The 25,974-nt window shown below is 59.4% G+C and carries 21 protein-coding genes; 10 read left to right on the top strand and 11 right to left on the bottom strand.

The genetic code is table 11. From position 1 onward, the window contains the following. Positions 1–159: 159 nt before the first annotated feature. The 4 genes from AB4Z35_RS04815 to AB4Z35_RS04800 all read right to left on the bottom strand — a co-directional run bounded on the left by AB4Z35_RS04815 (position 160) and on the right by AB4Z35_RS04800 (position 4,520). Entirely contained in the window at positions 160–1,134 is a 975-nt protein-coding gene (locus AB4Z35_RS04815; RefSeq protein WP_442096202.1) for a FecR domain-containing protein, read from the bottom strand. Then, positions 1,131–1,649 (bottom strand): RNA polymerase sigma factor, encoded by a 519-nt coding sequence (locus tag AB4Z35_RS04810; RefSeq protein WP_007994402.1) that lies wholly within the window; start codon positions 1,647–1,649, stop codon positions 1,131–1,133. Before AB4Z35_RS04810 ends, AB4Z35_RS04815 begins: the two co-directional genes overlap by 4 nt. Before the next feature lie 226 nt (positions 1,650–1,875). Then, complete coding sequence (locus AB4Z35_RS04805) at positions 1,876–2,583, bottom strand: 3'-5' exonuclease (RefSeq protein ID WP_442096201.1); 708 nt, start codon at positions 2,581–2,583, stop codon at positions 1,876–1,878. Continuing rightward, positions 2,580–4,520: a putative nucleotidyltransferase substrate binding domain-containing protein gene (locus AB4Z35_RS04800; RefSeq protein WP_442096200.1), complete on the bottom strand. Its 1,941-nt coding sequence runs from the start codon at positions 4,518–4,520 to the stop codon at positions 2,580–2,582. The genes AB4Z35_RS04805 and AB4Z35_RS04800 overlap by 4 nt, the downstream gene beginning before the upstream one ends. Positions 4,521–4,774: 254 nt before the next feature. Between AB4Z35_RS04800 and AB4Z35_RS04795 the strand changes: the two genes are divergently transcribed. Both AB4Z35_RS04795 and AB4Z35_RS04790 read left to right on the top strand, forming a co-directional pair. Then, entirely contained in the window at positions 4,775–5,233 is a 459-nt protein-coding gene (locus tag AB4Z35_RS04795) for a response regulator (RefSeq protein ID WP_442096199.1), read from the top strand. 361 nt (positions 5,234–5,594) lie between these two features. Continuing rightward, entirely contained in the window at positions 5,595–6,506 is a 912-nt protein-coding gene (locus AB4Z35_RS04790; RefSeq protein ID WP_442096198.1) for an EamA family transporter, read from the top strand. A 73-nt stretch (positions 6,507–6,579) separates the two neighbouring features. Here AB4Z35_RS04790 and AB4Z35_RS04785 read toward each other — a convergent pair whose 3' ends face one another. Further along, complete coding sequence (locus AB4Z35_RS04785) at positions 6,580–8,769, bottom strand: malate synthase G (RefSeq protein ID WP_442096197.1); 2,190 nt, start codon at positions 8,767–8,769, stop codon at positions 6,580–6,582. 546 nt (positions 8,770–9,315) lie between these two features. Between AB4Z35_RS04785 and AB4Z35_RS04780 the strand changes: the two genes are divergently transcribed. Then, complete coding sequence (locus AB4Z35_RS04780) at positions 9,316–9,834, top strand: glycine cleavage system protein R (RefSeq protein ID WP_007994389.1); 519 nt, start codon at positions 9,316–9,318, stop codon at positions 9,832–9,834. Positions 9,835–10,049: 215 nt separating this feature from the next. On the opposite strand, the gene rarD is transcribed toward AB4Z35_RS04780, so the two are convergent. From rarD to AB4Z35_RS04755, 5 genes are all read right to left on the bottom strand, one after another. After that, positions 10,050–10,937, bottom strand: a complete 888-nt coding sequence (gene rarD / locus AB4Z35_RS04775) for an EamA family transporter RarD (protein WP_442096196.1) — start codon at positions 10,935–10,937, stop codon at positions 10,050–10,052. 206 nt (positions 10,938–11,143) lie between these two features. Further along, positions 11,144–12,118, bottom strand: coding sequence for a serine/threonine protein kinase (locus tag AB4Z35_RS04770; protein WP_007981417.1), 975 nt, complete (start codon positions 12,116–12,118; stop codon positions 11,144–11,146). A 208-nt stretch (positions 12,119–12,326) separates the two neighbouring features. Continuing rightward, the gene (locus AB4Z35_RS04765; protein WP_442096195.1) at positions 12,327–14,228 is read right to left on the bottom strand and encodes a PhoX family protein; all 1,902 of its coding nucleotides are present in this window, start codon (positions 14,226–14,228) and stop codon (positions 12,327–12,329) included. A 66-nt stretch (positions 14,229–14,294) separates the two neighbouring features. Then, on the bottom strand, positions 14,295–15,059 hold the full coding sequence (locus tag AB4Z35_RS04760) for a TOBE domain-containing protein (RefSeq protein WP_007994377.1): 765 nt from the start codon (positions 15,057–15,059) through the stop codon (positions 14,295–14,297). Positions 15,060–15,122: 63 nt separating this feature from the next. Beyond that, the gene (locus AB4Z35_RS04755; RefSeq protein WP_116261406.1) at positions 15,123–15,863 is read right to left on the bottom strand and encodes a ComF family protein; all 741 of its coding nucleotides are present in this window, start codon (positions 15,861–15,863) and stop codon (positions 15,123–15,125) included. A 93-nt stretch (positions 15,864–15,956) separates the two neighbouring features. On the opposite strand from AB4Z35_RS04755, the gene bioB reads away from it, so the two are divergent. The 7 genes from bioB (at position 15,957) to AB4Z35_RS04720 (ending at position 23,071) form a co-directional block, all read left to right on the top strand. After that, positions 15,957–17,012 (top strand): biotin synthase BioB, encoded by a 1,056-nt coding sequence (gene bioB / locus AB4Z35_RS04750; protein WP_442096194.1) that lies wholly within the window; start codon positions 15,957–15,959, stop codon positions 17,010–17,012. Between the two features lie 171 nt (positions 17,013–17,183). Continuing rightward, on the top strand, positions 17,184–18,362 hold the full coding sequence (gene bioF / locus AB4Z35_RS04745) for an 8-amino-7-oxononanoate synthase (protein WP_442096193.1): 1,179 nt from the start codon (positions 17,184–17,186) through the stop codon (positions 18,360–18,362). Further along, entirely contained in the window at positions 18,355–19,086 is a 732-nt protein-coding gene (locus tag AB4Z35_RS04740) for an alpha/beta fold hydrolase (RefSeq protein ID WP_442096192.1), read from the top strand. The genes bioF and AB4Z35_RS04740 overlap by 8 nt, the downstream gene beginning before the upstream one ends. Further along, on the top strand, positions 19,079–19,891 hold the full coding sequence (gene bioC / locus AB4Z35_RS04735) for a malonyl-ACP O-methyltransferase BioC (protein ID WP_008000736.1): 813 nt from the start codon (positions 19,079–19,081) through the stop codon (positions 19,889–19,891). Before AB4Z35_RS04740 ends, bioC begins: the two co-directional genes overlap by 8 nt. Further along, positions 19,888–20,568, top strand: a complete 681-nt coding sequence (gene bioD, locus AB4Z35_RS04730; protein WP_008000737.1) for a dethiobiotin synthase — start codon at positions 19,888–19,890, stop codon at positions 20,566–20,568. The genes bioC and bioD overlap by 4 nt, the downstream gene beginning before the upstream one ends. A gap of 123 nt (positions 20,569–20,691) precedes the next feature. After that, entirely contained in the window at positions 20,692–20,988 is a 297-nt protein-coding gene (locus AB4Z35_RS04725; protein ID WP_442096191.1) for a pyrroloquinoline quinone biosynthesis protein PqqE, read from the top strand. Positions 20,989–21,265: 277 nt separating this feature from the next. Beyond that, positions 21,266–23,071 carry a phenylacyl-CoA dehydrogenase gene (locus tag AB4Z35_RS04720; protein ID WP_008051571.1) on the top strand — a complete coding sequence of 602 codons (1,806 nt, stop codon included), beginning with the start codon at positions 21,266–21,268 and terminating at the stop codon, positions 23,069–23,071. 73 nt (positions 23,072–23,144) lie between these two features. On the opposite strand, the gene AB4Z35_RS04715 is transcribed toward AB4Z35_RS04720, so the two are convergent. Beyond that, positions 23,145–24,926: a hypothetical protein gene (locus AB4Z35_RS04715; protein ID WP_442096190.1), complete on the bottom strand. Its 1,782-nt coding sequence runs from the start codon at positions 24,924–24,926 to the stop codon at positions 23,145–23,147. Positions 24,927–25,974 lie beyond the last annotated feature (1,048 nt).

Genomic DNA, 25,974 nt, shown 5'->3' with positions numbered 1-25,974 from the left:
TTTCGATTCAGAAGTCGGTTGCGGCTGGTATTGGGTCAAACCGGTTTTTGTGGGGAGTCGTAGGCCGTCATCGCGAGCAAGCTCGCTCCCACATTGGAATGCATTTCAAAATGTGGGAGCGGGCTTGCCCGCGAAGGCGGACTGTCTGGCGCTACGATTTCAGGGTTTGTTGTCGGCCTTGGCCACCACCTTCACCCACCATTGCGTGTGCTGTTCAATCTGCACCGGCAGGGTTGGCAACAGGGCATTGAGTGCCAGGTCGGTGTCGCGCAGCGGGAAGCTGCCGGTGATGCGCAGGTCGGCCACTTCCGGTGCGACCCCGACGTAACCGGGTCGATAGCGGCCGATTTCATGCACCAGATCTTCCAGCCGCGTGTTGTCCACCACCAGCATGCCGCGGGTCCAGGCATCCGCGCCGAGGTTGATGGCCCCAACCGGACCCAGACCGTTGTTGCGGATCAGCACCTGCTGGCCTTCGCGCAGAACCTGTTCGTCAGGGCTGGACTCAGGGTGAACCGCCACCGCTGACTGCAATACGCTCAAGCGCGTTCCATCTTTCTCGCGCTTGACCAGAAATCGCGTACCCAGCGCGCGCATGCTGCCATCACGGGTTTCGACGATGAATGGCCGGGGGTCGCCATGGCCGGTTTCAACGAGGATTTCGCCTTCCTGAAGCACGATGCGTCGCTGCTTTTCATCGAAGCGCACGTCCAGGGCACTGTGGGTGTTGAGATTGACCAGCGTGCCATCCGCCAGGCGCAGGGTGCGCTGCTCGCCAACGGCGGTGCGCTGGTCGGCCAGCCAGTAATCGATCGGCAGGTAACGTGGCCCGGCAAATAGCGCCAGGCCGATCACGGCCACCACGCTCGCCACGCCATTGCCGAGCTTGCGTACCCGCCGGCGAATGCCTTCGCGCGATTGCAACAGGGCAGTGCGGGCCGGGCCGCTGGCCACGCTGAAACGCTGGTCGAGCATGCCCAACTGGCGCCAGGCGCGGGCGTGCTCTTCGTGGGCCGCGTGCCACTTGGCGAATTCTTCGCGCTCTATCGGGTTGGCGCCGTCCATGGACAACTGCCAGGCAATCGCCGCGTCCAGCACGTTGGCCGATACCGGTTTGGAACTGACGGGATTCATGTCGGCTCACCGTATAGCGCGATGTAGCACTGGCGAATGCCTTGGGCCAGGTACTGGCGCACCCGCGGCACCGACACCCCCAGGCGCTCGGCGATTTCTGCGTGGCCAAGGCCGTCGAGACGGTTGTAGAGGAACGCCGCCCGGGCCTTGCTGGAAAGTTTGCCGAGCAAGCGGTCGATGTTTTTCAGGTCTTCGAGGATCAATTGTTGTTCTTCCACCGACGGTTGTTCGGCTTCGGGAATCAGCATCAGTTCGGTGAGGTAGGCCTGTTCCAGGGCAGCGCGACGGAAATAATCGAACAGCAGGCCCTTGGCAATCGCTACCAGAAACGCCCGCGGCTCGCGCGGGACCTTCAGTTCCTCGCGGCCGAGCAAGCGCACGAAAGTGTCCTGGCTCAGGTCTTCGGCCCGCTGCGGGCAGGCAACGTTGCGTCGAAGCCAGGCCAGTAGCCAACCACGATGGTCGCGATATAACGCACCGACGAGCTCACTTTGAGGGCTTGGAACTGACGACACGCCGCATCACCGATTGGGAAATATTAACTAACGAGAATTGTTCGCGATTGTCGCAGAGGCGAGGGAGGTAAGCAATTGGCGTTGGTCGGGTGGGAATTTTGCGACGGCCTTTGTAGGAGCGAGCTTGCTCGCGAAAAACGCCAACGATGACGCGTTTTTCTGGCAAGACCGAGGTGCCTGACGATTTTTCGCGAGCAAGCTCGCTCCTACAGGGATGGCGTATAGGTCAGAAAGACGGCGCCTGCCGCCGACGCTTCCACTGACTCAACCGCTGTTGCAGATTCAACGGGCTATAAATCTGCTGCTGCCGCGCGCGGCTGAACAGGATCAGCGCCAGTTCAGCGGTGGCCAGGGCGTCGGCGCTGGCGTGGTGGCGTTCGAAGACTTCGAGCCTGAACCAGTCGATCCAGTCGTCCAGCCCGGCCTCGCGAATGTGTGCTTGCGGGCATAGCAGCGGTGCAATGTCCGCCACATCCAGAAACGGGTGCTGCAACTTGAAACCCAGATGATCTTTCAGCGCACGTCCGAGCATGTGTTGGTCAAACGGCGCGTGGAAGGCCAGCACCGGACTTTCACCGATGTATTCCATCAAGTCGAGCAGCGCTTGCGCCGGGTCGCTGCCCGCTGCAATGGCGCTGGGGCCAATGCCGTGGATCAGCACGCTGGGGCCGAGTTTCACTTGTGGATATTGCAGGGTGCGTTCGAACTGCTGGCGAAAGTCGATGGCCCCGTCCTCGATCACCACCGCGCCGATGGACAAGACGTGGTCCTTGTTCAGGTTCAAACCGGTGGTTTCCAGATCGAGCACCACCCAACGCTGCTCGCGCAGGCTGCATTCGCTCAGGGCTGCAGCAGCGGGCAAGCGTTCCAGCCGCCTTTGCAGGTCGGCGGGCAGGGCGGGGCTTGCCGGGCGCAGCCAGGAAAACAGGCTCATAGCTGATACCGCAAGGTCAGGCTGCTTTGCAGGCGCTGTGCCTGGCGCAGGGACTCACGCAGGATGCGCCGGTCCAGATGATTGAGGCTGTCGGGATCGACCCGATTGGAATAGGGAAAGTTCTCCCGGGTCTGTAGTTGATGTTGCTGCATGCGGGTTTGCTGGATGAAGTGATAGGCCTCCTCGTACGCGGCGCCGTCCAGGGGTTCGATGACCTCTTTGGCGACCAGTTGGCGAAAACGCTCCAGCGTGTTGTTGGCCTCGATGCCATGGGCCAGGGCCAGTAACCGGGCACCATCGACAAACGGGGTCAGCCCCTGAACTTTCAAATCCAGGGTGGCCTTCTCGCCATTTTTGCGCGCCAGCACGAATTCGCGGAAACGCCCTACGGGCGGGCGATTGCGCAGCGCATTCTCGGCCATCATGCGCTGGAACAAACGGTTGTCGCCGACCTGATCGAGAATGCCCCGACGCAACTGCTCACAGCCTTGCTCGCTGCCCCAGACCACGCGCAAATCGAAATAGATGCTCGAGCCCAGCAGGTTCTCCGGGGTTGCCTCGCGGATAAACGCCGCAAAGCGCCGCGCCCATTCGACCCGGGACAGGCACAGCTCGGGGTTGCCGGCCATGATATTGCCCTTGCACAAGGTGAAGCCGCACAGCGCCAGGCTCTGGTTGATCTGCTGGGCGATGGGCAACAACTTGCCGCGAATCTCGGCGGCATGGGCGGCATCCTTGGCCTCGAACAGAATGCCGTTGTCCTGATCGGTATGCAGGGTCTGCTCGCGACGGCCTTCGCTGCCGAAACACAGCCAGCTGAACGGCACGCCGGGGTCGCCTTTTTCGGCCAGGGTCAGTTCGATCACCCGGCACACGGTGTGGTCGTTGAGCAAGGTGATGATGTGGGTGATCTGCGTCGAAGACGCGCCGTGGGCCAGCATGCGCTCGACCAGTTGACCGATTTCGCCCCGCAGCGCCACCAGGTTTTCTACCTTCTGGGCATTGCGGATAGTGCGCGCCAGGTGCACCAGGTCGACCCGTTGCAGGGAAAACAGATCGCGCTCCGAGACTACGCCGCACAAGCGTTGCTCCTTGACCAGGCAGACATGGGCGATGTGCCGTTCGGTCATGGCAATCGCCGCGTCGAAGGCACTGTGATCCGGCGACAGGAAAAACGGCGCCCGGGTCATGTGCCTTTCGATGGCTTCATTAAAATCACTGCTGCCGTCGGCCACGGCCTGACGCAGGTCGCGCAGGGTGAAAATCCCCAGCGGCGCCTTGAGTTCATCGACCACCACGATACTGCCGACCTGTTGTTCGTGCATTAACGTCACGGCTTCGCGCAACGGCGTCTGCGGGTTGCACGTTACCGGGTGACGCATGGCCAATTCACCCAGTCGGGTATTGAGCGAATATTGGGTGCCAAGGGTTTCCACGGCTTTTTGCTGCACTTGCTGGTTGACCTGATCCAGCAGGCTGCTGACGCAGCGCAGCGCGAAGTTGCGGAAGGTGTCCGATAGCGAAAACAGACGGATGAACGCCGGCTTGTTCAGTTGCAGGCAGAAGGTGTCTTCGCCGGCAAGGTGCTCGGTGCGGGTCGCCCGTTCACCCAACAATGCCGCGAGGGGAAAACACTCGCCAGTGGTGATTTCGAAGACCGTTTCGGTGCCACCTTTTGCCGTATGCGGACGCTCGCCCACCACTCGGCCTTGCTTGACGATATAGAAGTGCTCAACCGGGCCGTCGGCGGGTTTGATGATGCTCTCGCCGGGGGCGTAAAAGCGCAGCTGACATTGCTCGACCAGATACGCCAGGTGAGCGTGTTCCATCTGGTTGAAGGGCGGGAAGCGCTGAAGGAATTGCAACGTGCCCTGGATGTTCTGCAACACCGCGGTTTTCCCTGCCTGTGTGAAGGCGTCCGCTTTACTCATAACCATTACCGCAGTCTTTTTTTGAATTGTTGTTGTCGGATGACCCTGACATGGTCGACCCCTGTGGCCGGGGTGCCCATTGGACGTAAGTCTAGGTAGGCGGTTAGCGCGCTGAAATGTCGGAAGAACCCTACGCAAGTGTGCGAAAAGCCTCTCTACTCCCCTATTGGACTATTATCCGACGAGGTGCACATTGATGGTCTGCTTAGCGATGTCTCACCGCTGTGCCAGGGATTTGTATTGAACATATAGGGAAAGCCATGTCCGACCACGATATTTTGAGCGACGCCGAGCGCGAAGCGCTGAGTGCCGTCATGCTGGAGCCTGACCTGCCGCAGCAGCGGGTGCTGATCGTCGACGACGATGAAGACGCCCGGGCGCTACTGTCAGAGATCCTCGCGTTGGAGGGCATTCGCTGCATGACGGCGGCCAGTGGCGAAGCGGCACTCAAGATCCTGGTGACCGAGGCAGAGATCAAAAAGCCCTCGATCGGTTTACTGGTCACCGACCTGCGGATGGGCCACGTCGATGGTTTGGACCTGATCCGTCAGGTACGCAAATCGGAAAGGGCGGCATTGCCAATCATCATTGTCTCGGGTGACGCCGACGTAAAGGATGCGATCGCCGCAATGCATTTGAGCGTGGTGGATTTTCTGCTCAAGCCAATTGATGCCGGGCATTTGCTGACACTGGTAAAACGCGAACTGGGCATTAAATAACTGGACTCCTGTAATTGTTAGTTACGGCTTGGAGTTGTTTTGGTGAGTTTAACTTGTAATTAAGTTTATCTGGTTGGTCTGCGAAAAACCTACTCACAAATAGCTTGTTTCTTATTTTGATTATTCAGTTATCGTTCGCTTCTTGAAAGCCAATGCAGGCATTTATTTGATGTTGTGCCTGGTTTAATAAAGTCTGTCGCAGCACTATCCAGGTTACCAGTTTGGCACTCCGCTTTTTAGTGGCTTGAGTATGCCGATGGTCGTCGTGTATTCAGTCTGCGGCTAGTTCCTGCAAATAAAATACCGACAAAGGTCATTACTCTTCCTGGGTTGTGTGGTTGTGTGTCGCAATGAGGACGATATGATAAAGAAAATCGAATTTCGCGATCTTGTACTTATTATCGGTGTGACAGTCATGTGGGGCAGTAACTATACGGTAATTGATATCAGTCTTGACGGTATCGATCCGTTCATATTGACAGCGTTGCGCTTTACTTTCTGTGCATTGCCATTGGTGTTCTTCATCCCGAAACCGAAGGGTGTCAGTACTTTTGTAACTATAGTCTACGGTTTGTTGTTTGGTATCGGAATGTGCTGGCTGATGAACTATGGCATGTTTCTTGGTGTCAGTGCCGGCGTGACATCACTGCTCTTGCAATTCAGTGCATTTTTCACGGTCATCTGGGGAGTATTGCTGTTTGGGGAGAAAATGACGGGAATACACTTGGCTGGTATTCTCATGGCGTTGCTGGGGCTGATGTTTATTATTCATGTAACGGACGGTTATGCCGAAAGCATTGGCCTTTTTCTGATACTCCTCGGTGCATTCTTCTGGAGTTTGTGCAATGTGCTTGTCAAGAAAAGCAAGGTGGTTGATATATTTTCCTTTGTCGTTTGGTCGAGTCTGTATGCAACACCGCCTCTATATCTGATGACTTACTGGGTCAAGGGAGCAGCACCTTTCCAGTCGTTGCTAACGGACATAACTGCTCCGGTGCTGGCATCTGTCCTGTTCCAGGCCTATGTGGCGACGGTATTCGGTTATTGGGTGTGGAACCGAATGATTGAGAAGTATCCGGCGAGCCAGGTTGCACCGTTGTCAGTGATTGTTCCGATATCGGGTATCTTGACCTCGTGGTATGTACTCGACGAACCCATTGGTGGCGAAAAACTGTTTGCTCTCATCATCACGGTCCTTGGAATTGCCTTGTTCATGAATGCATCGAGAATAGGCCGCCACATCGCTGCAAACGCGTTGCGTTTCAGGAGATAGTTCTGCATTTGCAGGAAGCAGAAACAAAAATCCCCCGGTTTTCAACCGGGGGATTGCTGTGGAGGGAGCTGGTTTACAACCCGTTCTTCGCCTTGAACTCGCGACGCCGACGGTGCAGAACCGGCTCGGTGTAGCCGTTTGGCTGCCTGGTGCCTTCGACCACCAGTTCGACGGCTGCCTGGAAGGCAATGTTACTGTCGAAGTTCGGGGCCAGCGGACGGTACAGCGCATCAGCGGCGTTCTGGCGGTCAACCACCGGCGCCATGCGCTTGAGGCTTTCCATGACCTGATCTTCGGTGACGATGCCGTGACGCAGCCAGTTGGCGATGTGCTGGCTGGAAATACGCAGCGTTGCACGGTCTTCCATCAGGCCGACGTCGTTGATGTCCGGCACTTTCGAGCAACCAACGCCCTGGTCGATCCAGCGCACCACATAACCGAGAATGCCCTGGCTGTTGTTGTCCAGTTCGTTCTGGATCTGTTCGGCGGTCCACTGCGGGTTCACCGCCAGCGGGATGGTCAGGATGTCGTCCACCGAAGCGTGGGCACGCTTGGCCAGTTCGGCCTGACGGGCGAACACGTCAACCTTGTGGTAGTGCAGCGCGTGCAGGGCAGCAGCGGTCGGCGACGGTACCCAGGCGGTGTTGGCACCGGCCAGCGGGTGAGCGATTTTCTGTTCGAGCATCGCAGCCATCAGGTCCGGCATGGCCCACATGCCTTTACCAATCTGCGCGCGACCTTGCAGGCCGGTGCTCAGACCGATATCGACGTTGGAGTTCTCGTAGGCACCGATCCATTTTTCCGCCTTCATGTCCGCCTTGCGCACCATCGGGCCGGCTTCCATGGAGGTGTGGATTTCATCGCCCGTGCGGTCGAGGAAACCGGTGTTGATGAACACCACACGCTCGCTCGCCGCCTTGATGCAGGCCTTGAGGTTGATCGTGGTACGACGCTCCTCGTCCATGATCCCGACTTTGAGGGTGTTGCGTGGCAGGCCCAGCACGTCTTCGATGCGACCGAACAGCTCGTTGGTGAACGCCGCTTCTTCAGGGCCGTGCATCTTCGGCTTCACGATATAGACCGAGCCGGTGCGGCTGTTCTTGCGCGAGCTGTTGCCGTTGAGGTTGTGGATCGCCGACAGGCAGGTCACCAGGCCGTCGAGAATGCCTTCCGGCACTTCGTTGCCTTGACTGTCGATGATGGCATCGATGGTCATCAGGTGACCGACGTTACGTACGAACAGCAACGAACGACCGTGCAGGCTCAGTTGACTGCCATCGACTGCGGTGTAGGTGCGGTCGGCGTTCATGGTACGGGTAAAAGTCTGGCCGCCCTTGGCGACGCTTTCCGACAGATCGCCCTTCATCAGGCCGAGCCAGTTGCGGTAGATCACCACTTTGTCATCGGCATCGACGGCGGCGACGGAGTCTTCGCAGTCCATGATGGTGGTCAGCGCTGCTTCCATCAGGATGTCTTTGACGCCGGCTGCGTCGGTCTGGCCGACCGGGGTGCTGGCGTCGACCTGGATTTCGAAATGCAGGCCGTTGTTTTTCAGCAGGATCGCGGTCGGTGCAGCGGCATCGCCCTGGAAACCGATCAGTTGCGCGTCGTTGCGCAGGCCGGTGTTACTGCCACCTTTAAGGGCGACCACCAGTTTGCCGTCGACGATCTTGTAGCTGGTGGAATCGACGTGGGAGCCGGCCGCCAAAGGCGCCGATTCGTCGAGGAAGGCGCGGGCGAAGGCAATGACCTTGTCGCCGCGAACCTTGTTGTAGCCTTTGCCTTTTTCCGCGCCGTCGGCTTCGCTGATGGCGTCGGTGCCGTAGAGCGCATCGTACAGCGAGCCCCAGCGGGCGTTCGAGGCGTTGAGGGCGAAGCGGGCGTTCATCACTGGCACCACGAGCTGTGGGCCGGCCATGCGGGCGATTTCGTCATCGACGTTTTGCGTCGTTGCCTGGAAATCGGCCGCTTCTGGCAGCAGATAACCGATGTCTTGCAGGAAGGCTTTATAGGCTTTCGGGTCGTGCACCTGGGCTGTCCCAAGAGCTCGACGTGACTGGTGCCAGCCATCGATACGAGCCTGGAAATCATCGCGTTTGGCGAGTAGGGCTTTGTTCTTCGGCGCCAGGTCATGAATGACCTTGTCGGCACCGGCCCAGAACTTATCGGCGGTGAGGCCGGTACCGGGAATGGCTTCGTTGTTCACGAAGTCGAACAGGACTTTGGCGACCTGCAGGCCACCGACTTGAACGTGTTCAGTCATTGCTTGCCTCACTCTGCTCAGCTATTTCGCTTTTCAGCTCTTCAATTTAACAATGAAGCCTTTGGCCATTTAAACCACAAACCCCTCTACCAGTACATGCCCATGACAGGCGGCTGGGTTGGGACCAATCAACGGCTTGGGGCCTTGCTGACAGGGCTTTCAGGGTTGCGAACGTGCCTGCGGCAGACATCGATCCAACATTATGTAGTGCGCGCTGCGGCATACTACATGATGAATTGCGGTTGTGAAAATTAGACTAATTACGTCGTTCTGCGACCCCATGACGCATTGCGGTCACGTCGGGGAGCGTGATGTTCTCAAAAAACCATTAGATTGTTCCAGTTAAATATCAAAACTTGTACACGATTTGTTGGGCCTGCGGGATCGGCGGTGCCTTCATTCGCGAGCAAGCCCGCGCCCACAAAGGCCCGCGCAATCATTGTGGGAGCGAGCCTGCTCGCGAAGGCGCCGGACCTGTCAGCGCAGATTCAACCCTTGCCTATACTTGTTTTTCCATAACAAAAAACATGACCAGAGGGCTGCGCCATGGACCATCTCGTACTCACCGTTTTTGCTCCGGACAAGCCCGGGCAAGTGGAGCGCATTGCCCAATGTATTGCCGAGCACGGCGGCAACTGGCTGGAAAGCCGCATGTCGCGCATGGCCGGTCAATTCGCCGGCATCCTGCGGGTGGGCGTTCCGGCCGAGGCTTACGATGAGTTGGTCGACGCCTTGCAGGGCTTGTCCGCCCAGGGTATTCGCGTGTTGGTCGCCGAAAGCAGCATCGAACAATCCTGCACCTGGAAGCCGATCGCCATGGAACTGGTGGGCAATGATCGTCCGGGGATCGTGCGTGACATCACACGCTTGTTGAGCGAGCAGGGAGTGAGCCTGGAGCGACTGGTCACCGAAGTGCGCCCGGCACCAATGAGCAGCGAGCCGTTGTTCCATGCCGAAGCGATTCTTGCCGTCCCGCTGACACTGTCGCTGGACGTGCTGCAATCGCGCCTGGAGACCCTGGCTGACGACCTGATGGTTGAATTGGTGCTGCGCAGTGAACCCTGATCAGGTTATCCAGGTTAAACGTGCACCGGCCTGTGGATAACCTGTAGAAACACCCCGCCAGGCCACGCCGGCCGGGGCTCGTCAGAAACTGATCAAAAAACCAGCAGTTTCAGCCACTTGCGCACAATCGGCGGGGATCACGCTGTGGATAACCTTGGGAAGGAATACTACAGGCCACGGGAAACGTGGCCTGTAGATGTTTGTACGTTTTTTGATCAGCTGCGGCGGCGCAAACTTATCCACGCATCGACGCTGTAAATCGCCAGACCGGCCCAGATAAACATGAACGCTACCAAGGTGCTGGACGACAGGTGCTCGCCAAACAGCAGTACCGCTTGCAGCAATACCAGGGTGGGCGCCAGGTACTGAAGAAACCCCAGTGTCGTGTAGGGCAAATGGCGTGCGGCAGCGTTGAAACAGACCAGCGGCACCAGTGTGATCGGACCTGCTGCCACCAGCCACCAGGCTTCGGAGGTGGTCCAGAATTCGGCCTGGGCGCTGCTGGCCGTCGGATTGAGCAGCAACCAGCCGAGGGCAATCGGCACCAGCATCCAGGTTTCCACCACCAGCCCCGGCAGTGCCTTGACCGGCGCCTGTTTGCGAATCAAGCCATAGAAACCGAAGGTCAATGCCAGCACCAGCGACACCCACGGCAGGCTGCCGACTTGCCAGACCTGCTGCGCCACACCCACAGCCGCCAGACCGACGGCAACCCATTGCATGCGCCGCAGCCGTTCGCCGAGGATCAGCATGCCCAGCAACACGTTCACCAACGGGTTGATGTAGTAACCGAGGCTGGCCTCCAGCATGCGTCCGTTGTTCACCGACCAGACGTAAGTCAGCCAGTTGGCCGCGATCAGTGCGCCGCTCAGGGCCAGGATCGCCAGTCGTCGCGGGTTTTCCCGCAGCTCGCGCCACCAGCCGGGATGCTTCCAGACCATCAGCAACAAGGTGCCGAACAGCGCCGACCACAGTACCCGGTGAATGATGATTTCCACGGCGGGCACGCTGGCGATGGCTTTGAAATAAAGTGGGAAAAGTCCCCAGATGATGTAGGCACTCAGGCCCAGAATGTACCCGCGACGCGGGTTGGCGGCTTGCATGCAGAATCCTTGCTTAGGCAGCTAACAAAGAGAGGATTGTAAGGAGATTTGTCTGCGAATGTCTTACAGCAATGGTCAGGAAATTGTGAACACCGAACCCATGTAGGAGTGAGTCTGCTCGCGATGGCGGTGTGTCAGACAACAAAGATGCCGAATGTACCGGCCTCATCGCGAGCAGGCTCGCTCCTACAGGGATTCAAGGTGAGTCAGAAGAGTTTCAGTGGCTCTTCATTGAGCGCGGCCAACTGCTCACGCAATGCCAACACCTGATCACCCCAATAACGCTCGGTGCCGAACCACGGAAAACTGCGGGGGAATGCCGGATCGTCCCAGCGGCGGGCGAGCCAGGCGCTGTAATGCATCAGGCGCAAGGCGCGCAACGGTTCGATCAAGGCCAGTTCACGCGGGTCGAAGTCGTGGAATTCGTTGTAGCCGTCCATCAGTTCCGACAGCTGACTCAGGCAATCCTGACGATCGCCGGCGAGCATCATCCAGATGTCCTGAACCGCCGGACCCATGCGGCAATCGTCGAGATCGACGATATGGAACATCTCGTCGCGGCACATCATGTTGCCGGGGTGGCAGTCACCGTGCATGCGGATGTTCTGGTGCGGGGTGTTGCTGTAGGCATCTTCCACACGCTTGAGCAGGTCGCGGGCCACCGATTCGTAGGCCGGCAGCAGGCTGCGGGGGATGAAGTTGCCGTCGAGCAAAGTATTGAGTGAGTCATGGCCGAAATTTTTCACCGCCAGCGCTTCACGGTGCTCGAACGGTCGGGTCGAGCCGACCGCATGCAGGCGTCCGAGCAACTGGCCCAGGCGATACAGCTGATCGAGGTTGCCTGGCTCCGGTGCGCGGCCACCACGGCGGGGGAACAGGGTGAAGCGGAAACCGTTGTGTTCGTGCAGGGTTTCACCGTTGTGGATCAACGGCGCCACGACCGGCACCTCGCAATCGGCGAGTTCGGCGGTGAACTGGTGCTCTTCCAGAATCGCTTCGTTGGTCCAGCGTTGTGGCCGGTAGAACTTGGCGATCAGCGGCTCGGCGTCTTCGATACCAACTTGATAGACGCGGTTTTCGTAGCTGTTGAGCGCCAGGATGCGCGCGTCGCTGAGAAAGCCGATGCTTTCTACAGCATCGAGCACGAGGTCTGGTGTGAGGGTTTCAAACGGGTGGGCCATGCTGACTCCTGCGCGCAGCAGGCTGCTGCGTCCGGCCAGGCATGGTAGCGCAGACGGGCGCTCTTTAGGGGCAGGGTTACGAGATGTGTTGTCCAGGCTGACGCCATCGCGAGCAGGCTCGCTCCCACAAGTGATCTCCTGTGTGTCACAGATCGTGTTCACACGGAAATCCCCATGTGGGAGCGAGCCTGCTCGCGATGGCGATTAATCAGGCGCCGACGATCCCGCCATCTTCCCGGCTGATCGCCATCACCGATGAGCGCGGCTTGCCATTGGGCAAATGCTCGGGGAAGGTCGAACCGCCGTTTTCGCCCGGATGCTGGATCCCGACAAACAGGGTTTTCTGGTCCGGCGAGAAGCTGATCCCCGTCACTTCACAACCTACCGGGCCAACCATGAAGCGACGAATCTCGCCGGTTACCGGGTCGGCACAGAGCATCTGGTTGTTGCCCATGCCGGCAAAGTCTCCGGCGTTGCTCACATCACCGTCGGTCAGAATCCACAGGCGTCCAGCCTTGTCGAAGCCCAGGCCGTCCGGGCTGTTGAACATGTTCTGCGGCGTGATGTTCGACGACCCGGCCTTTGGCGTACCGGCATGTGCGCCCGGGTTGCCGGCCACTACAAACAGGTCCCAGGCAAAGGTGTGCGAGGCGTGGTCGTCGCGCTCGGTGCGCCAGCGCAGGATCTGCCCGTAGACGTTCTTCTCCCGCGGGTTCGGCCCGCCCACCGGTTGCCCGTCTTCGCCACGCTTGGCATTGTTGGTCAGCGTGCAGTAAACCTGGCCATCCTTGGGGCTGACCACGATCCATTCCGGCCGGTCCATGCGCGTGGCTTTCACCACGCTGGCGGCGAGACGGGCGTGGATCAGCACTTCGGCCTGATCGGCAAAACCGCTGCTGGCATCGATGCCATTTTTGCCATGGGTCAGTTCGATCCATTCACCCTGGCCTTTCGGGTGATCGGCGTTGCCGTCGCCCGCATCGAAACGCGCCACGTACAGCGTACCGTGGTCGAGAATGTCGCGGTTGGCCTTGGGGTTCTTGTGGTCGATCTTGTCGCGGCTGACGAATTTGTAGATGAATTCGCCGCGCTCGTCGTCGCCCATGTACACCACGGCATGGCCTTCGCCGGTTTCGGCCAGGGCCGCGTTTTCGTGTTTGAAGCGGCCCAGGGCCGTGCGTTTGATCGGTGTCGACTGCGGATCGAACGGATCGATTTCCACCACCCAGCCGTGACGGTTGAGCTCGTTGGGGTTCTTGGCCAGGTCGAAGCGCTCGTCGTGTTGATGCCAGTTGATTTCTTTGCTGGTCACCACCGCGCCGTAGCGTTTTTGCGCCGGGTCGAATTTCTGCTCGGCGTTGCTGCTGCCGAAGCAGTCGGTGAAGTTCTCTTCACAGGTCAAATAGGTGCCCCACGGCGTCTTGCCGTTGGCGCAGTTCTGGAACGTGCCGAGAACGTTCTTGCCGTGGGGATCGGCGGCGGTTTTCAGCAGGGCATGTCCGGCGGCCGGGCCGCTCAGGCTGATCGGTGCATTGCCGTGGATGCGGCGGTTGTAGCGCGAGCCCTGGACGAACTGCCAGTGGCCGTTCTTGCGCTGCACTTCAATTACCGACACACCTTCGCAGGCCAGTGCCTTGCGCACTTCCTCCGCCGATTGCGGCATGCCGCCGTGGGCGTAGAGGTAGCGATAGTTGGTGTATTCGTTGTTGATCGCCATCAGCGCCCGGTCTTTTTCGCCGGGAAATTCGAACAGGCTCATGCCGTCGTTGTTGTCGCCGAACTGGGCTTCCTGATGTTCGGCGCTGCCGTTGCCGCTCGGGTCGAACGCCGGGCCGTCCTTGTGCAGAGGCTGGCCCCAGCTGATCAGCACCGAGGACTTGTAGCCCGGTGGCAGGGTGATGGCGTCGCTGGTGGCGGCGGCAATGCTGTCGAAACCCAACAACTGGCTGTTACCGGCGCTGACGCTGGCGGCCATCACGCTGCGGCTCAGCAGGTTGCCGCCGAGGAACATCGCCGCGCCGCACAGGGCACCTGCGCTGATGAAGCTGCGACGACTGAGGCCGACCATGGTTTCGAGGTCGGTGGACTGGTTTTCTTCTAATAGGCTCATTTCAGGCTCCCTGCGGTTTTGCAGACACCTTAATGGTGAGTAATGAACCTTTTGTTGCAGTTTTGCTTAAAGCGGCGTGCCCAGCAGAACCCTGGACGGCGAAAACTCCACGCGCACCGGCTTGCCGCCCGTCAGCCCCAATGCTTGCAAATGACTCGGTTCGTCCAGGGCGCAGAGCGTCAGGCCGTTGGGCAGGGTGATGCGCACTTCGCTGGGGCCATCGTCTGCGTCGAGAATCTTCTCGATGGTGCCACTGAAGCAATTGTTTCCCGGCGTTTCGGCTGAATCGATTTCCAGCACATCGAGCCAGCCGGCCTTGATCAATGCCACGACTTCGGTGCCGATTTGCAGCTCCAGGCGCTCGGTGCTGTCGTGGGTGATCTGCGCGTCGACGATCACACCTTCGGCGACTTCGAGGCGAATCAGGTCATTGCGCCCCTGAGGTTCGATCGCCACCACCTTGCCGTGCAACTGGTTGCGCGCGCTGGTGCGCAGCATCAGACGCCCGAGCAGGTCGAGGTCGCTCGCGTCTTCAGCAGCTTCCAGCACCTGGGCCTGCAAGGCTTGCAGCTTCTGGTACAGGCGCAACACCCGCTCACCTTCGTTGGACAGGCGCGCACCGCCGCCGCCCTTGCCGCCGACAATCCGCTCCACCAGCGGCTTCTGCGCCAGGTTGTTCAGCTCATCGATCGCATCCCAGGCGGCCTTGTAGCTCAGGCCCGCGCTTTTTGCCGCACGGGTGATCGAGCCTTGTTCGGCGATGTGCTGCAGCAGGGCGATGCGCTGCGGACGGCGGACAATGTGCTGGGACAGCAAGGTTGGCAAAGACATGGCTAGTCGCTTTGGGTGGTGACGATGGTGAGGACGTTGGCCGCTTGGGCCGCGCGAGTCAAGTCAGGGTGTCTCGCCGGGTTTTGGCGTGCGGGCCAGGCAATAGACGTCGACCCTCGCCGCACCGGCCTCTATCAGCAGGCGAGCCAGGGCCTGGGCCGTGGCGCCGGTGGTCAGGACGTCGTCGATCAGGGCCAGGTGCTGGCCATTGACGACCGCGCCAGGCGCCAGGGCGAAAGCATTGCGCAGGTTGTTTCGGCGGGCTTCGGCGTTCAAGGCCTGTTGGGCGTCGGTGTCCTGGGTTCGTAGTAGCAATCGTTCGTCACAAGGAATATCAAGACTGGTACTCAACCAGTGAGCCAGCATCGCCGCCTGGTTGAATCCGCGCTGGCGCAGGCGTCGGTTGGCCAGCGGCACCGGGATCAGCGCATGAGGTCGTAGCAGATCGTCTTCGAAGCGATGTTGCAGGTATTGAGCAAGAAGTTCGGCGAGCAGGCGACCAAATGGCCACTTTGCGTTGTGTTTGAAGCGAGTGATCAGGCTGTCTACGGGAAAGCTGTAGGTCCAGGGTGCAATCACTTGTTCGAAGGCCGGTGGCTGCTTCAGACAATGGCCGCAGGTCAGGCCCGCGGCCGGGAGCGGCAGGGCGCAGGTCTGGCAGTGATCGCCGAGCCAGGGCAACTCGATTTCGCAGGCTGTGCAGACAGGAGGGATGCCGTCGGCCGTTTCATCGCACAACAAGCATGATTGTTTGTTTTTTAACCAGATGTAAACCGGTCCTTTGTATCGTGGTTGACAGCGCATCGCTCTTCCTTAAATATGCCGAAACATCTGTGAAGCGGCTGTGACATTCCATTACCCAGCCGCCTGCCAAAGCATAATTCAAAGGAAACGCCCATGAGTGCCAGCACCACTGCAACCCTGCGTCATGACTGGACTTTGGCCGAAGTCAAAGCACTCTTCGTTCAACCATTCAATGACCTGCTGTTCCAGGCGCAGACGGTGCACCGTGCGCATTTCGACGCCAACCGCGTCCAGGTGTCGACCCTGCTGTCGATCAAAACCGGCGCCTGCCCGGAAGATTGCAAATATTGTCCGCAGTCCGGTCACTACAACACCGGCCTGGAAAAAGAAAAACTGATGGAAGTGCAGAAGGTTCTCGAAGAGGCCGCTCGCGCCAAAGCCATCGGTTCGACCCGCTTCTGCATGGGCGCGGCGTGGAAACATCCGTCGGCCAAGGACATGCCCTACGTACTGAAAATGGTCGAAGGCGTGAAGGCCCTGGGCCTGGAAACCTGCATGACCCTCGGTCGCCTGGATCAGGAGCAGACCGAAGCGCTGGCCAAGGCCGGCCTCGACTACTACAACCACAACCTCGATACTTCGCCGGAGTTCTACGGCAGCATCATCACCACCCGCACCTACAGCGAGCGCCTGCAAACCCTGGCCTACGTGCGTGAGTCGGGGATGAAGATCTGCTCCGGTGGCATTCTCGGCATGGGCGAGTCGCTGGACGACCGCGCCAACCTGCTGATCCAGCTGGCCAACCTGCCGGAGCATCCAGAATCGGTGCCGATCAACATGCTGGTGAAAGTCGCCGGTACGCCGCTGGAAAATGCCGACGACGTCGATCCGTTCGATTTTATCCGCATGCTCGCGGTCGCGCGCATCCTGATGCCGCAATCCCACGTGCGCCTGTCCGCCGGCCGCGAAGCCATGAACGAGCAGATGCAGGCCCTGGCGTTCTTCGCCGGTGCCAACTCGATTTTCTACGGCGAAAAACTGCTGACCACCGCCAACCCGCAGGCCGACAAGGACATGCAACTGTTCTCGCGTCTGGGCATCCTGCCGGAAGCCCGCGAAGAGCACGCCGACGAGGTGCATCAGGCAGCGATCGAGCAGGCGCTGGTGGAGCAGAAGAGCAGCGAGCAGTTCTATAACGCGGCGGTTTGAAGTCTGCATCGATTCTTTTGGTGCAACGCAAAACACTGTGGGAGCGGGCTTGCCCGCGATAGCAATCGGTCAGTCAACATGTGTGTTGAATGTGACTACGTCATCGCGGGCAAGCCCGCTCCCACAGGGATCGTGTTTACTTCGATTTTTATGATCTGACCCGAGGCCTGCATGTCTTTCGATCTCGCCGCACGCCTTGCTGCCCGTCGTGCCGAAAATCTCTATCGCCAGCGCCCGCTGCTTGAAAGCCCGCAGGGGCCGCAAGTGGTGGTCGATGGCCAGCCGTTGCTGGCGTTCTGTAACAACGACTATCTGGGCCTGGCCAATCATCCGCAAGTGATCGAAGCCTGGCGCGCCGGCGCGTCGAAGTGGGGTGTGGGTGGAGGGGCATCACATCTGGTCATCGGCCATAGCGCCCCGCACCATGCCCTGGAAGAAGCGTTGGCCGACCTGACCGGTCGCCCGCGCGCGCTGCTGTTCACCACCGGTTATATGGCCAACCTCGGCGCGGTCACGGCGCTGGTGGGGCAGGGTGATACGGTGCTCGAAGACCGGCTCAATCATGCGTCTCTGCTCGACGCGGGGCTATTGTCCGGCGCGCGGTTCAATCGCTACCTGCACAACGACCCGGTGAGCCTGGCCAAGCGCCTGGAAAAAGCCACCGGCAATACGCTGGTCGTCACCGACGGCGTGTTCAGCATGGACGGCGATATCGCCGACTTGCCAGCGCTGGCCCGAGAAGCCAAGGCCAAAGGCGCCTGGTTGATGGTCGACGATGCCCATGGGTTTGGACCGCTGGGTACCAACGGTGGCGGCATCGTCGAACACTTCGGCTTGAGCCAGGATGACGTTCCCGTACTGGTCGGCACCCTCGGCAAGGCTTTCGGTACGGCGGGGGCCTTTGTGGCTGGCAGCGAAGAGCTGATCGAAAGTCTGATTCAGTTTGCCCGTCCCTACATCTACACCACCAGCCAGCCACCTGCGCTGGCCTGCGCCACGTTGAAAAGCCTGGAATTGCTGCGCAGTGAACACTGGCGCCGCGAGCATTTGCAGACGCTGATCCGCCAGTTCCGCCACGGTGCCGAACAGATTGGCCTGGAGCTCATGGACAGCTTCACGCCGATCCAGCCGATCATGATCGGCGATGCCGGGCGTGCGGTACGCCTTTCGCAAATGCTGCGCGAGCGCGGGTTGATGGTGACCGCGATTCGCCCGCCCACCGTACCCGCCGGCAGCGCCCGACTGCGGGTCACGCTCAGTGCTGCCCACAGCGAGGCCCAGGTACAGCTATTGTTAAATGGACTGGCCGATTGTTTTCAACAACTGGGACCGGAGCCGAAGCATGCGTGATCGACTGATTCTGCTGCCCGGCTGGGGCCTTGGTGTTTCACCGCTGGAGCCTTTGGCGGCGGCCTTGCGCGGCCTGGATGAGCACCTGCACGTCGAGATCGAGCCGTTGCCGGAGCTGGACTCGAGCGATCCTGAAGAATGGCTCGAAGAGCTTGATTCGACATTGCCGCAAGACGCCTGGCTTGGCGGTTGGTCATTGGGCGGCATGCTCGCCTGCGAACTGGCGGCCCGGCGTGGCGATCGCTGCTGTGGTCTGTTCACCCTGGCCAGCAACGCTTCTTTTGCCGCGCATGAACAATGGTCAAGCGCCATGTCCGGGGAAACCTTCGATGCGTTTCTGGCGGGATGTGGAGCCGATCCCCGCGCGACGTTGAAACGTTTTTCACTGCTCTGTGCCCAAGGCGCCGAAGACCCGCGCGGCTTGTCGCGGTTGTTGCTCGGTGGCGCGCCGAATACCGCCGCGCCAGTGCTGCTGAGTGGTCTGCAAGTGCTCGCGCAACTGGATACACGACAGGCACTGCAATCGTTCCGCGGTCCGCAATTGCATCTGTTCGCTGGCCTCGACGGGCTGGTGCCGGCGCAAGCGGCGGGCGAGTTGTTGGCATTGCTGCCGGATGTCGAAATCGGTCTGATTGAACAGGCCAGCCACGCGTTTCTCCTGGAGGATCCCCACGGTGTGGCGGGGGCGATCCAGGCCTTTTTGCATGAGTCCGGCGATGACTGATCTATCCTTTCCCAACCTGCCTGGCGGCTTGCCCGACAAGCGCCAGGTAGCTGCATCATTCTCCCGCGCGGCGCAGAGCTACGACAGCGTGGCCGAGTTGCAACGTGATGTGGGCAGCCAATTGCTCGGGCGCTTGCCGCGGGATTTTGTACCGCAGCGTTGGCTGGATCTGGGCTGCGGCACCGGGCATTTCAGTCGTGCCTTGGGTGAGCAATTTCCGGGCAGTCACGGTGTGGCGCTGGACATCGCCGAGGGCATGCTCAACCACGCCCGGCCATTGGGCGGTGCCACGCACTTCGTGGCCGGCGATGCCGAGCGTTTGCCACTGCAGGATTCGACCTGCGACCTGATCTTCTCCAGCCTGGCGGTGCAGTGGTGCGCCGACTTCGACTCGGTGCTCAGTGAAGCCTTTCGAGTGTTGAAACCGGGCGGTATTTTCGCGTTTGCTAGTCTTTGTGCAGGGACGTTGTTTGAATTGCGCGACAGCTGGCGGCAGGTCGATGGCATGGTGCATGTCAACCGCTTCCGGGAGTTTGGTGTTTATCAGCAGTTGTGTGCGGCCAGCGGCTTGAGGATGCTCAGTCTGCAAAACCTTCCACACGTGCTGCATTACCCGGATGTGCGCAGCCTGACCCATGAACTCAAGGCGTTGGGTGCGCACAATCTCAATCCCGGGCGGCCGGGTGGCTTGACCGGCCGGGCACGGATTCTGGGGCTGATCGAGGCTTACGAGCAGTTTCGTCAGGTCCAGGGCCTGCCGGCGACTTATCAAGTGGTGTACGCCGTTTTGGAGAAGCCCTTATGAGCGCAGCCTATTTCATCGCCGGCACGGATACCGATGTCGGTAAAACCACGGTCGCTGCTGGCCTGCTGCATGCGGCGCGTTCGGCGGGTTTGAGCACGGCGGCGGGCAAGCCGGTCGCTTCCGGTTGCGATGTGACGCCCAAAGGCCTACGAAACGCCGATGCGCTGGCCTTGCTGGCGGAGTGTTCGCTGCCGCTGACGTATGCACAGGTCAATCCGGTGGCCTTCGAGCCGGCCATTGCCCCGCATCTGGCGGCGCGAGAGGCGGGCGTGGCGCTGACGGTGCAGTCGTTGCTGGCGCCGATGCGGCAGATTCTGGGCCTGCAGGCGGACTTCACCCTGATCGAAGGTGCCGGCGGCTGGCGTGTACCGCTGGCGGATCAGGACAATCTGTCGGACCTCGCCATCGCGTTGCAGTTACCGGTAATCCTGGTGGTCGGCGTGCGGTTGGGGTGTATCAGCCATGCCTTGTTGACCGCCGAAGCGATTGCCCGGGATGGTTTGCAACTGGCGGGATGGGTGGCCAACATCATCGACCCGAAAACATCGCGGCTGGAAGAAAACCTGGCCACCCTTGCCGAGCGCCTCCCGGCGCCGTGCCTGGGGCGTGTGCCTAAACTCAAGGCCGTTACGGCCGAAGCAGTGGCAGAGCACTTGCAACTGGACCTGTTGGACTGAAGTTTTCGCAATGCGGGCTTTGCCTATGATAAGGCACTGTGCCATTAGTGTTTTTGTCGGGTGTTTTGCCGGCCACTCTGCTTCAATGGCCACTGTTGATCCTTTGAAAGGACGAGTTCTCCCTTGGAAATCTCAGGAAGCACCGCTTTTTATGCCGGTCTGAGCACCCTTCAGGCAGGGCAGAACCGTGTCGATCAAGCCGCCGGGCAGATCGCCAACACAACGATCGAACGTTCGGTCACCAGCCAGTCTTCCGAGGCGCAGGTCGATCGTCTGCGGTCGGTTGATCGCAGCCAGCAATCGGACCTGGCCAGCAACGTGGTCGAAATGGCCCAAGGCAAGATTCAGGCGGAGCTGGGCGTGAAAGTCGCCAAGGCAGCCGATGAAGTGCTCGGAACATTGATCGATACCTACGCTTGATTCCTCGCTGATACCGCACCCTCAACGCCGCGCCTGTTCGCGGCGTTTTTCTGCGTAAGTCTTTCTTGCTCAACTAATCTTTTCTGTGCGGCGGGCTGCCTTGAAAGCGCAGCTGCGTTGTCGTGAGCCCGTGTGTCCGATCCTGCGATGACGAACGGCAAAAGATCGACGCTTGACAAGATTTCGGCGTAAACGTATGTTTCAAACAACTGTTTGATCGCAACAACAAATCAATGCGGTCGTTCATTCCCGGTTACATCAGCAGAGGTTTATCGCTATGCCTGACTACAAGGCCCCCTTGCGTGATATTCGCTTCGTTCGTGACGAACTGCTCGGCTACGAAGCGCACTATCAGAGCCTTCCGGCTTGTGCCGACGCAACTCCGGACATGGTTGACGCCATTCTCGAGGAAGGCGCCAAGTTTTGTGAGCAGGTACTGGCTCCGCTGAACCGCGTGGGTGACATCGAGGGTTGCACCTGGAGCGAGTCCGGCGTCAAGACCCCGACTGGCTTCAAGGAAGCCTACAAGCAGTTCGTCGAAGGCGGCTGGCCAAGCCTGGCCCACGACGTAGAGCACGGCGGCCAAGGCCTGCCGGAGTCCCTGGGTCTGGCGATCAGCGAAATGGTCGGTGAATCCAACTGGTCGTGGGGCATGTACCCGGGCCTGTCGCACGGTGCGATGAACACCATCTCCGAGCACGGTACCCCTGAGCAGCAAGAGGCTTACCTGACCAAGCTGGTTTCCGGCGAATGGACCGGCACCATGTGCCTGACCGAACCGCACTGCGGCACCGACCTGGGCATGCTGCGCACCAAGGCCGAGCCTCAGGCCGACGGTTCCTACAAGGTTTCCGGCACCAAGATCTTCATCTCGGCCGGTGAACACGACATGGCCGACAACATCGTCCACATCGTACTGGCCCGCCTGCCGGATGCACCGGCTGGCACCAAAGGCATCTCCCTGTTCATCGTGCCAAAGTTCATGCCGAACGCTGATGGTTCGGTTGGCGCGCGTAACGCCGTGTCCTGCGGTTCCCTGGAACACAAGATGGGCATCCACGGCAACGCTACCTGCGTGATGAACTTCGACGGCGCCACCGGCTTCCTGATCGGCCCGGCGAACAAAGGCCTGAACTGCATGTTCACCTTCATGAACACCGCACGTCTGGGTACCGCGCTGCAAGGCCTGGCCCACGCCGAAGTGGGTTTCCAGGGCGGCCTGAAATACGCTCGCGATCGTCTGCAAATGCGCTCGCTGACTGGCCCGAAAGCGCCGGACAAAGCCGCTGACCCGATCATCGTCCACCCTGACGTACGTCGCATGCTGTTGACCATGAAGGCATTCGCCGAAGGCAACCGTGCGATGGTTTACTTCACCGCCAAGCAAGTCGACATCGTCAAATACGGCGTGGACGAAGAAGAGAAGAAGAAAGCCGACGCACTGCTGGCTTTCATGACTCCGATCGCCAAAGCCTTCATGACCGAAGTCGGTTTCGAATCGGCCAACCACGGCGTGCAGATCTATGGCGGCCACGGTTTCATCGCCGAGTGGGGCATGGAGCAGAACGTTCGCGACAGCCGCATCTCGATGCTGTACGAAGGCACCACAGGTATCCAGGCACTCGACCTGCTGGGCCGTAAAGTGCTGATGACCCAAGGCGAGGCTCTGAAAGGCTTCACCAAGATCGTCCACAAGTTCTGCCAGACCAACGAAGGCAACGAAGCGGTTCAAGAGTTCGTCGCTCCGCTGGCTGCACTGAACAAGGAATGGGGCGAGCTGACCATGAAGGTCGGTATGGCCGCCATGAAAGATCGCGAAGAAGTCGGCGCGGCCTCCGTGGACTACCTGATGTACTCCGGTTACGCCTGCCTGGCCTATTTCTGGGCTGACATGGCGCGTCTGGCTGCCGAGAAACTGGCTGCCGGCACTTCCGAAGAGGCCTTCTACACCGCCAAGCTGCAGACTGCGCGCTTCTACTTCCAGCGCATCCTGCCGCGTACCCGCACTCACGTTGCAACCATGCTGTCGGGCGCCAACAACCTGATGGACATGAAAGAAGAGAACTTCGACCTGGGCTACTAACGCAGTCCTTCAAAAGAGACCGCCGCTTCCTCCGGAAGCGGCGGTTTTTTTTTGCGCTGTTGTCAGGCCTTGCTCACCATGGCGTCGGGTCCAGGGGGCCGACGCCAGTCGGAGTGGTCACGCCTTCGCCATTACGTATGAACGGCAGGTGCCAGAAGTCGTTCGGGACAACGGGATCGCCAGGCTTGACGCCTTCCGGAAAGATGAACTCGAACACTGGCGCCACATACTGTCCGGCAATCAGTCCATTGGCGACGGTCAGCCTGCCCGCATTCTGGATGCAACCGTCCACGCCGGCCTGGGACAAGCTTTGCTGTGGAACGCAAAGTGACCGCGCAACGACGCGCAAGGTACGTGTCGGCTGGCTAAGTAGCCCAGTGGGCGCTTTGGTCGCGCGTAGTCTGGCGCGTTGTGGCTGAGGACCAGTGTTCTGTGTGGTGATACCACCCGAGGCTCCCAGGCAACTGGCCGTAAGGCCCAGCCCAGGGTTGCACTCACCTGTCATCTCATAGGGTGTAATCCAGCGGTTGGTTTGCACGCCCGTCGATGGATTGACATCAATCAGATAGATGTCGACCGGGGTCTTGATGTCGGTGGTCGAGGCTTCAAGGAAAATCCGGTCCTGCGTCTCCTGGGCTACTCCGCTGATGGCCGTTGCGGCCGGGTCGGCCGTACCGATGCCAAATTCCCCGATAGCCAGGTAGCTGGGCTGCGAACCAGGCTGAGTGTAGATCCCGACATTCGCCTCGATCGTGTGTGCAGAGATGAAGTCCGGGGCCCCGGTTGTTGCGGACTTGAACAGGGTGCCGGACCAACTGATGAAGTCGCCGACTTCGAAGGGTGCCTGTTGTGTCGGGTCGGGGTCCGTCGCCGTGCGTGTAGCGTCGCTGAATCTCTTCATGACGTACTGGCTGCAATAGACCTGCCCCACCGCTGGCCCCGAGAGCTCCCCGCTGGCAGGAGGCGTGACGCCGGCCTGGCTGAAGTTGCGGCAGTTGTTGGTCGTGGTCGGGGTGACCACTTTTGGCCGGTTTTTCTGCGGGCAGAGCGCATCGTCTCCGGAGATCGTGCGTGGCACGCACATCGGGTAGCCGGTGGCGGCATGGATGGTCGGGTTGGCATCATCGACGGAGAAGCGTGGGTCGGGGCTTTGGGCGCGGCCAAAACGGCCATTCGGATCGTTGATCTGAATGATCGTGGGTTGCGTCGGGTTCCCGCTGTCAACTTCGAGGTTGCCGTTGGTGTAGTCAATCCGGGTGATGACACCGCTGCCTGCATTGACTGATTGCTGGGAGACAAAGATCAGCCCGGCGATTTGTTTGTTGGAGACAGTATTGCCTACCACATGGATCTCGAACGAGGGATAGGCCGCCGGTGATTTTCCGAGCGCCAGGGTTCCACCCCTGACGAAGTCGGCCCAGGTCAGGGTGTTGGCCGGCATCTGCATGACGGTGTTGCAAGGGACAACAATCGTGACGCCGTTCAACTGGACGGTCCCCCCAAAGCGGCCCGGGTCGCTGGTATTGGGGCAATTCGCATTGGTGGTGTCCAGGGTCATGTTTTGGATAAAGCCCGTAACGTCAAACCCATGAATCGCATTCGGGTTTGTAAAAATCGGATCGGGCAGTGTGGGTGTCGTGAACGGCGAGGGCAAACCCGGAGGCTTGGCAGTCCCGCCACCGCCTCCACCGCCACCGCCAGCTCCGTTTTTGGCAAATGCATCTCCACCACCACCAATGGCCAGTGCGATAGCGACGGCACTGGCGAGCAGAGCATGGCGACTGAAGATGCCGTTGAATCGTTTGTGAGGTAGCAGCGCTATGGCGAGCGTTTTTTCGTACAAAGATAAGCTCATGGCTCACTCCAGAATCTTGCAGGACCAATTGCCGGCCGATCGAGATCGCGGATCTGCTGATGCGCTGAATCCTGCGCAAGAAAAACGCAAAGCCGTGAGTGTCGAATTGAGGCTCGATCCAGCGGGATAAGTGTCTGTGTATGGTCGACGCTTGCCGTTCGGATGCTTTCACCTGCGTTGCGTTGGCCGGTTAGGGACGCAAGCGCGAGAGACATTTCCTTGAGCCTGAGGGGTACATAGCAGTAGTCGTGCCTGATTGGAGCAATCGCTTGTTTGCCAGCAAAAATGCGGGCTGCGCTGATGTTGGTGATATACACATAGTTATATGTTATGTGGTTAACACCAAAGTGGGTGGGGATATATGCCCAAGTCTGGAGCTCTGTGAAAACTTTAGGTCAGTGTGTCTCCATTAGTAGTGGTTGAGAAGTGTTGTCTATTAAATACTACTAAGGTCGTAGGTGTGTAAGAGGGAGGTGAAGAGGATGTCGAGAAAATAATCTTGTATGGGGGGATAAATAAAAAAGACAATAGCTGGCGCAGTGCAACTTGCGCACGAATGGGTTTTATATATCTGGTGGATGTTTCTATTGGCTGGCGATGCGGATTTTCAGGAGTTTTTTAAAGTGCCAGTTACACCGCGGTGTTTGGAATAGCAAATACTCTGCCAGCTTCAAAGAAAACGCAGTCTGGTGGCGTTATGTCCTTTAAGTTCTGGCGTTTAGAGGTCGTTGGTGATCGCCTGGTGCGGGCTGTTTGGGGAATGACACCCAATGATGGGTGAAGTTTAACCAGAACTGAGGAATAGTGCGCAGTTGCTGTTGTTAGTAGAAATTCTTGATTTGGCTTAAATTAGAAAAATATCGAAAGTTTCATGTTGAAATATTTTGTTGCGGCTAGAGTTGCATCAAGCGCTATCCAGTAGCGCGAAATATCATTCTTTAAAAAGGCCTGGGCCACGAGAGTGCTTTGCCAGTCAGGTCTCGCATTGTCCATGCAACTTCAAGTTGATGTGGTTACTCGAGCGAGCAGCAAGACTCATGGCGTTGAG

This window comes from Pseudomonas sp. KB_15, from assembly GCF_052114525.1.
Lineage (GTDB): Bacteria > Pseudomonadota > Gammaproteobacteria > Pseudomonadales > Pseudomonadaceae > Aquipseudomonas.
The sequence above is the reverse complement of the archived record's forward strand: the minus strand, read 5'-3'. Positions and strand labels throughout refer to the sequence as shown.

Bases quoted from the DNA above. Each gene is read 5' to 3' on its own strand.
- AB4Z35_RS04805 (WP_442096201.1), bottom strand. From the start codon at position 2,583: ATGAGCCTGTTTTCCTGGCTGCGCCCGGCAAGCCCCGCCCTGCCCGCC.
- AB4Z35_RS04770 (WP_007981417.1), bottom strand. From the start codon at position 12,118: ATGGCCCACCCGTTTGAAACCCTCACACCAGACCTCGTGCTCGATGCT.
- bioD (WP_008000737.1), top strand. From the start codon at position 19,888: ATGAGCGCAGCCTATTTCATCGCCGGCACGGATACCGATGTCGGTAAA.
- AB4Z35_RS04755 (WP_116261406.1), bottom strand. From the start codon at position 15,863: ATGCGCTGTCAACCACGATACAAAGGACCGGTTTACATCTGGTTAAAA.
- AB4Z35_RS04765 (WP_442096195.1), bottom strand. From the start codon at position 14,228: ATGAGCCTATTAGAAGAAAACCAGTCCACCGACCTCGAAACCATGGTC.
- AB4Z35_RS04760 (WP_007994377.1), bottom strand. From the start codon at position 15,059: ATGTCTTTGCCAACCTTGCTGTCCCAGCACATTGTCCGCCGTCCGCAG.
- AB4Z35_RS04780 (WP_007994389.1), top strand. From the start codon at position 9,316: ATGGACCATCTCGTACTCACCGTTTTTGCTCCGGACAAGCCCGGGCAA.
- bioF (WP_442096193.1), top strand. From the start codon at position 17,184: ATGTCTTTCGATCTCGCCGCACGCCTTGCTGCCCGTCGTGCCGAAAAT.
- AB4Z35_RS04800 (WP_442096200.1), bottom strand. From the start codon at position 4,520: ATGGTTATGAGTAAAGCGGACGCCTTCACACAGGCAGGGAAAACCGCG.
- AB4Z35_RS04815 (WP_442096202.1), bottom strand. From the start codon at position 1,134: ATGAATCCCGTCAGTTCCAAACCGGTATCGGCCAACGTGCTGGACGCG.
- AB4Z35_RS04795 (WP_442096199.1), top strand. From the start codon at position 4,775: ATGTCCGACCACGATATTTTGAGCGACGCCGAGCGCGAAGCGCTGAGT.
- bioB (WP_442096194.1), top strand. From the start codon at position 15,957: ATGAGTGCCAGCACCACTGCAACCCTGCGTCATGACTGGACTTTGGCC.
- bioC (WP_008000736.1), top strand. From the start codon at position 19,079: ATGACTGATCTATCCTTTCCCAACCTGCCTGGCGGCTTGCCCGACAAG.
- AB4Z35_RS04720 (WP_008051571.1), top strand. From the start codon at position 21,266: ATGCCTGACTACAAGGCCCCCTTGCGTGATATTCGCTTCGTTCGTGAC.
- AB4Z35_RS04715 (WP_442096190.1), bottom strand. From the start codon at position 24,926: ATGAGCTTATCTTTGTACGAAAAAACGCTCGCCATAGCGCTGCTACCT.
- AB4Z35_RS04740 (WP_442096192.1), top strand. From the start codon at position 18,355: ATGCGTGATCGACTGATTCTGCTGCCCGGCTGGGGCCTTGGTGTTTCA.
- rarD (WP_442096196.1), bottom strand. From the start codon at position 10,937: ATGCAAGCCGCCAACCCGCGTCGCGGGTACATTCTGGGCCTGAGTGCC.
- AB4Z35_RS04790 (WP_442096198.1), top strand. From the start codon at position 5,595: ATGATAAAGAAAATCGAATTTCGCGATCTTGTACTTATTATCGGTGTG.
- AB4Z35_RS04785 (WP_442096197.1), bottom strand. From the start codon at position 8,769: ATGACTGAACACGTTCAAGTCGGTGGCCTGCAGGTCGCCAAAGTCCTG.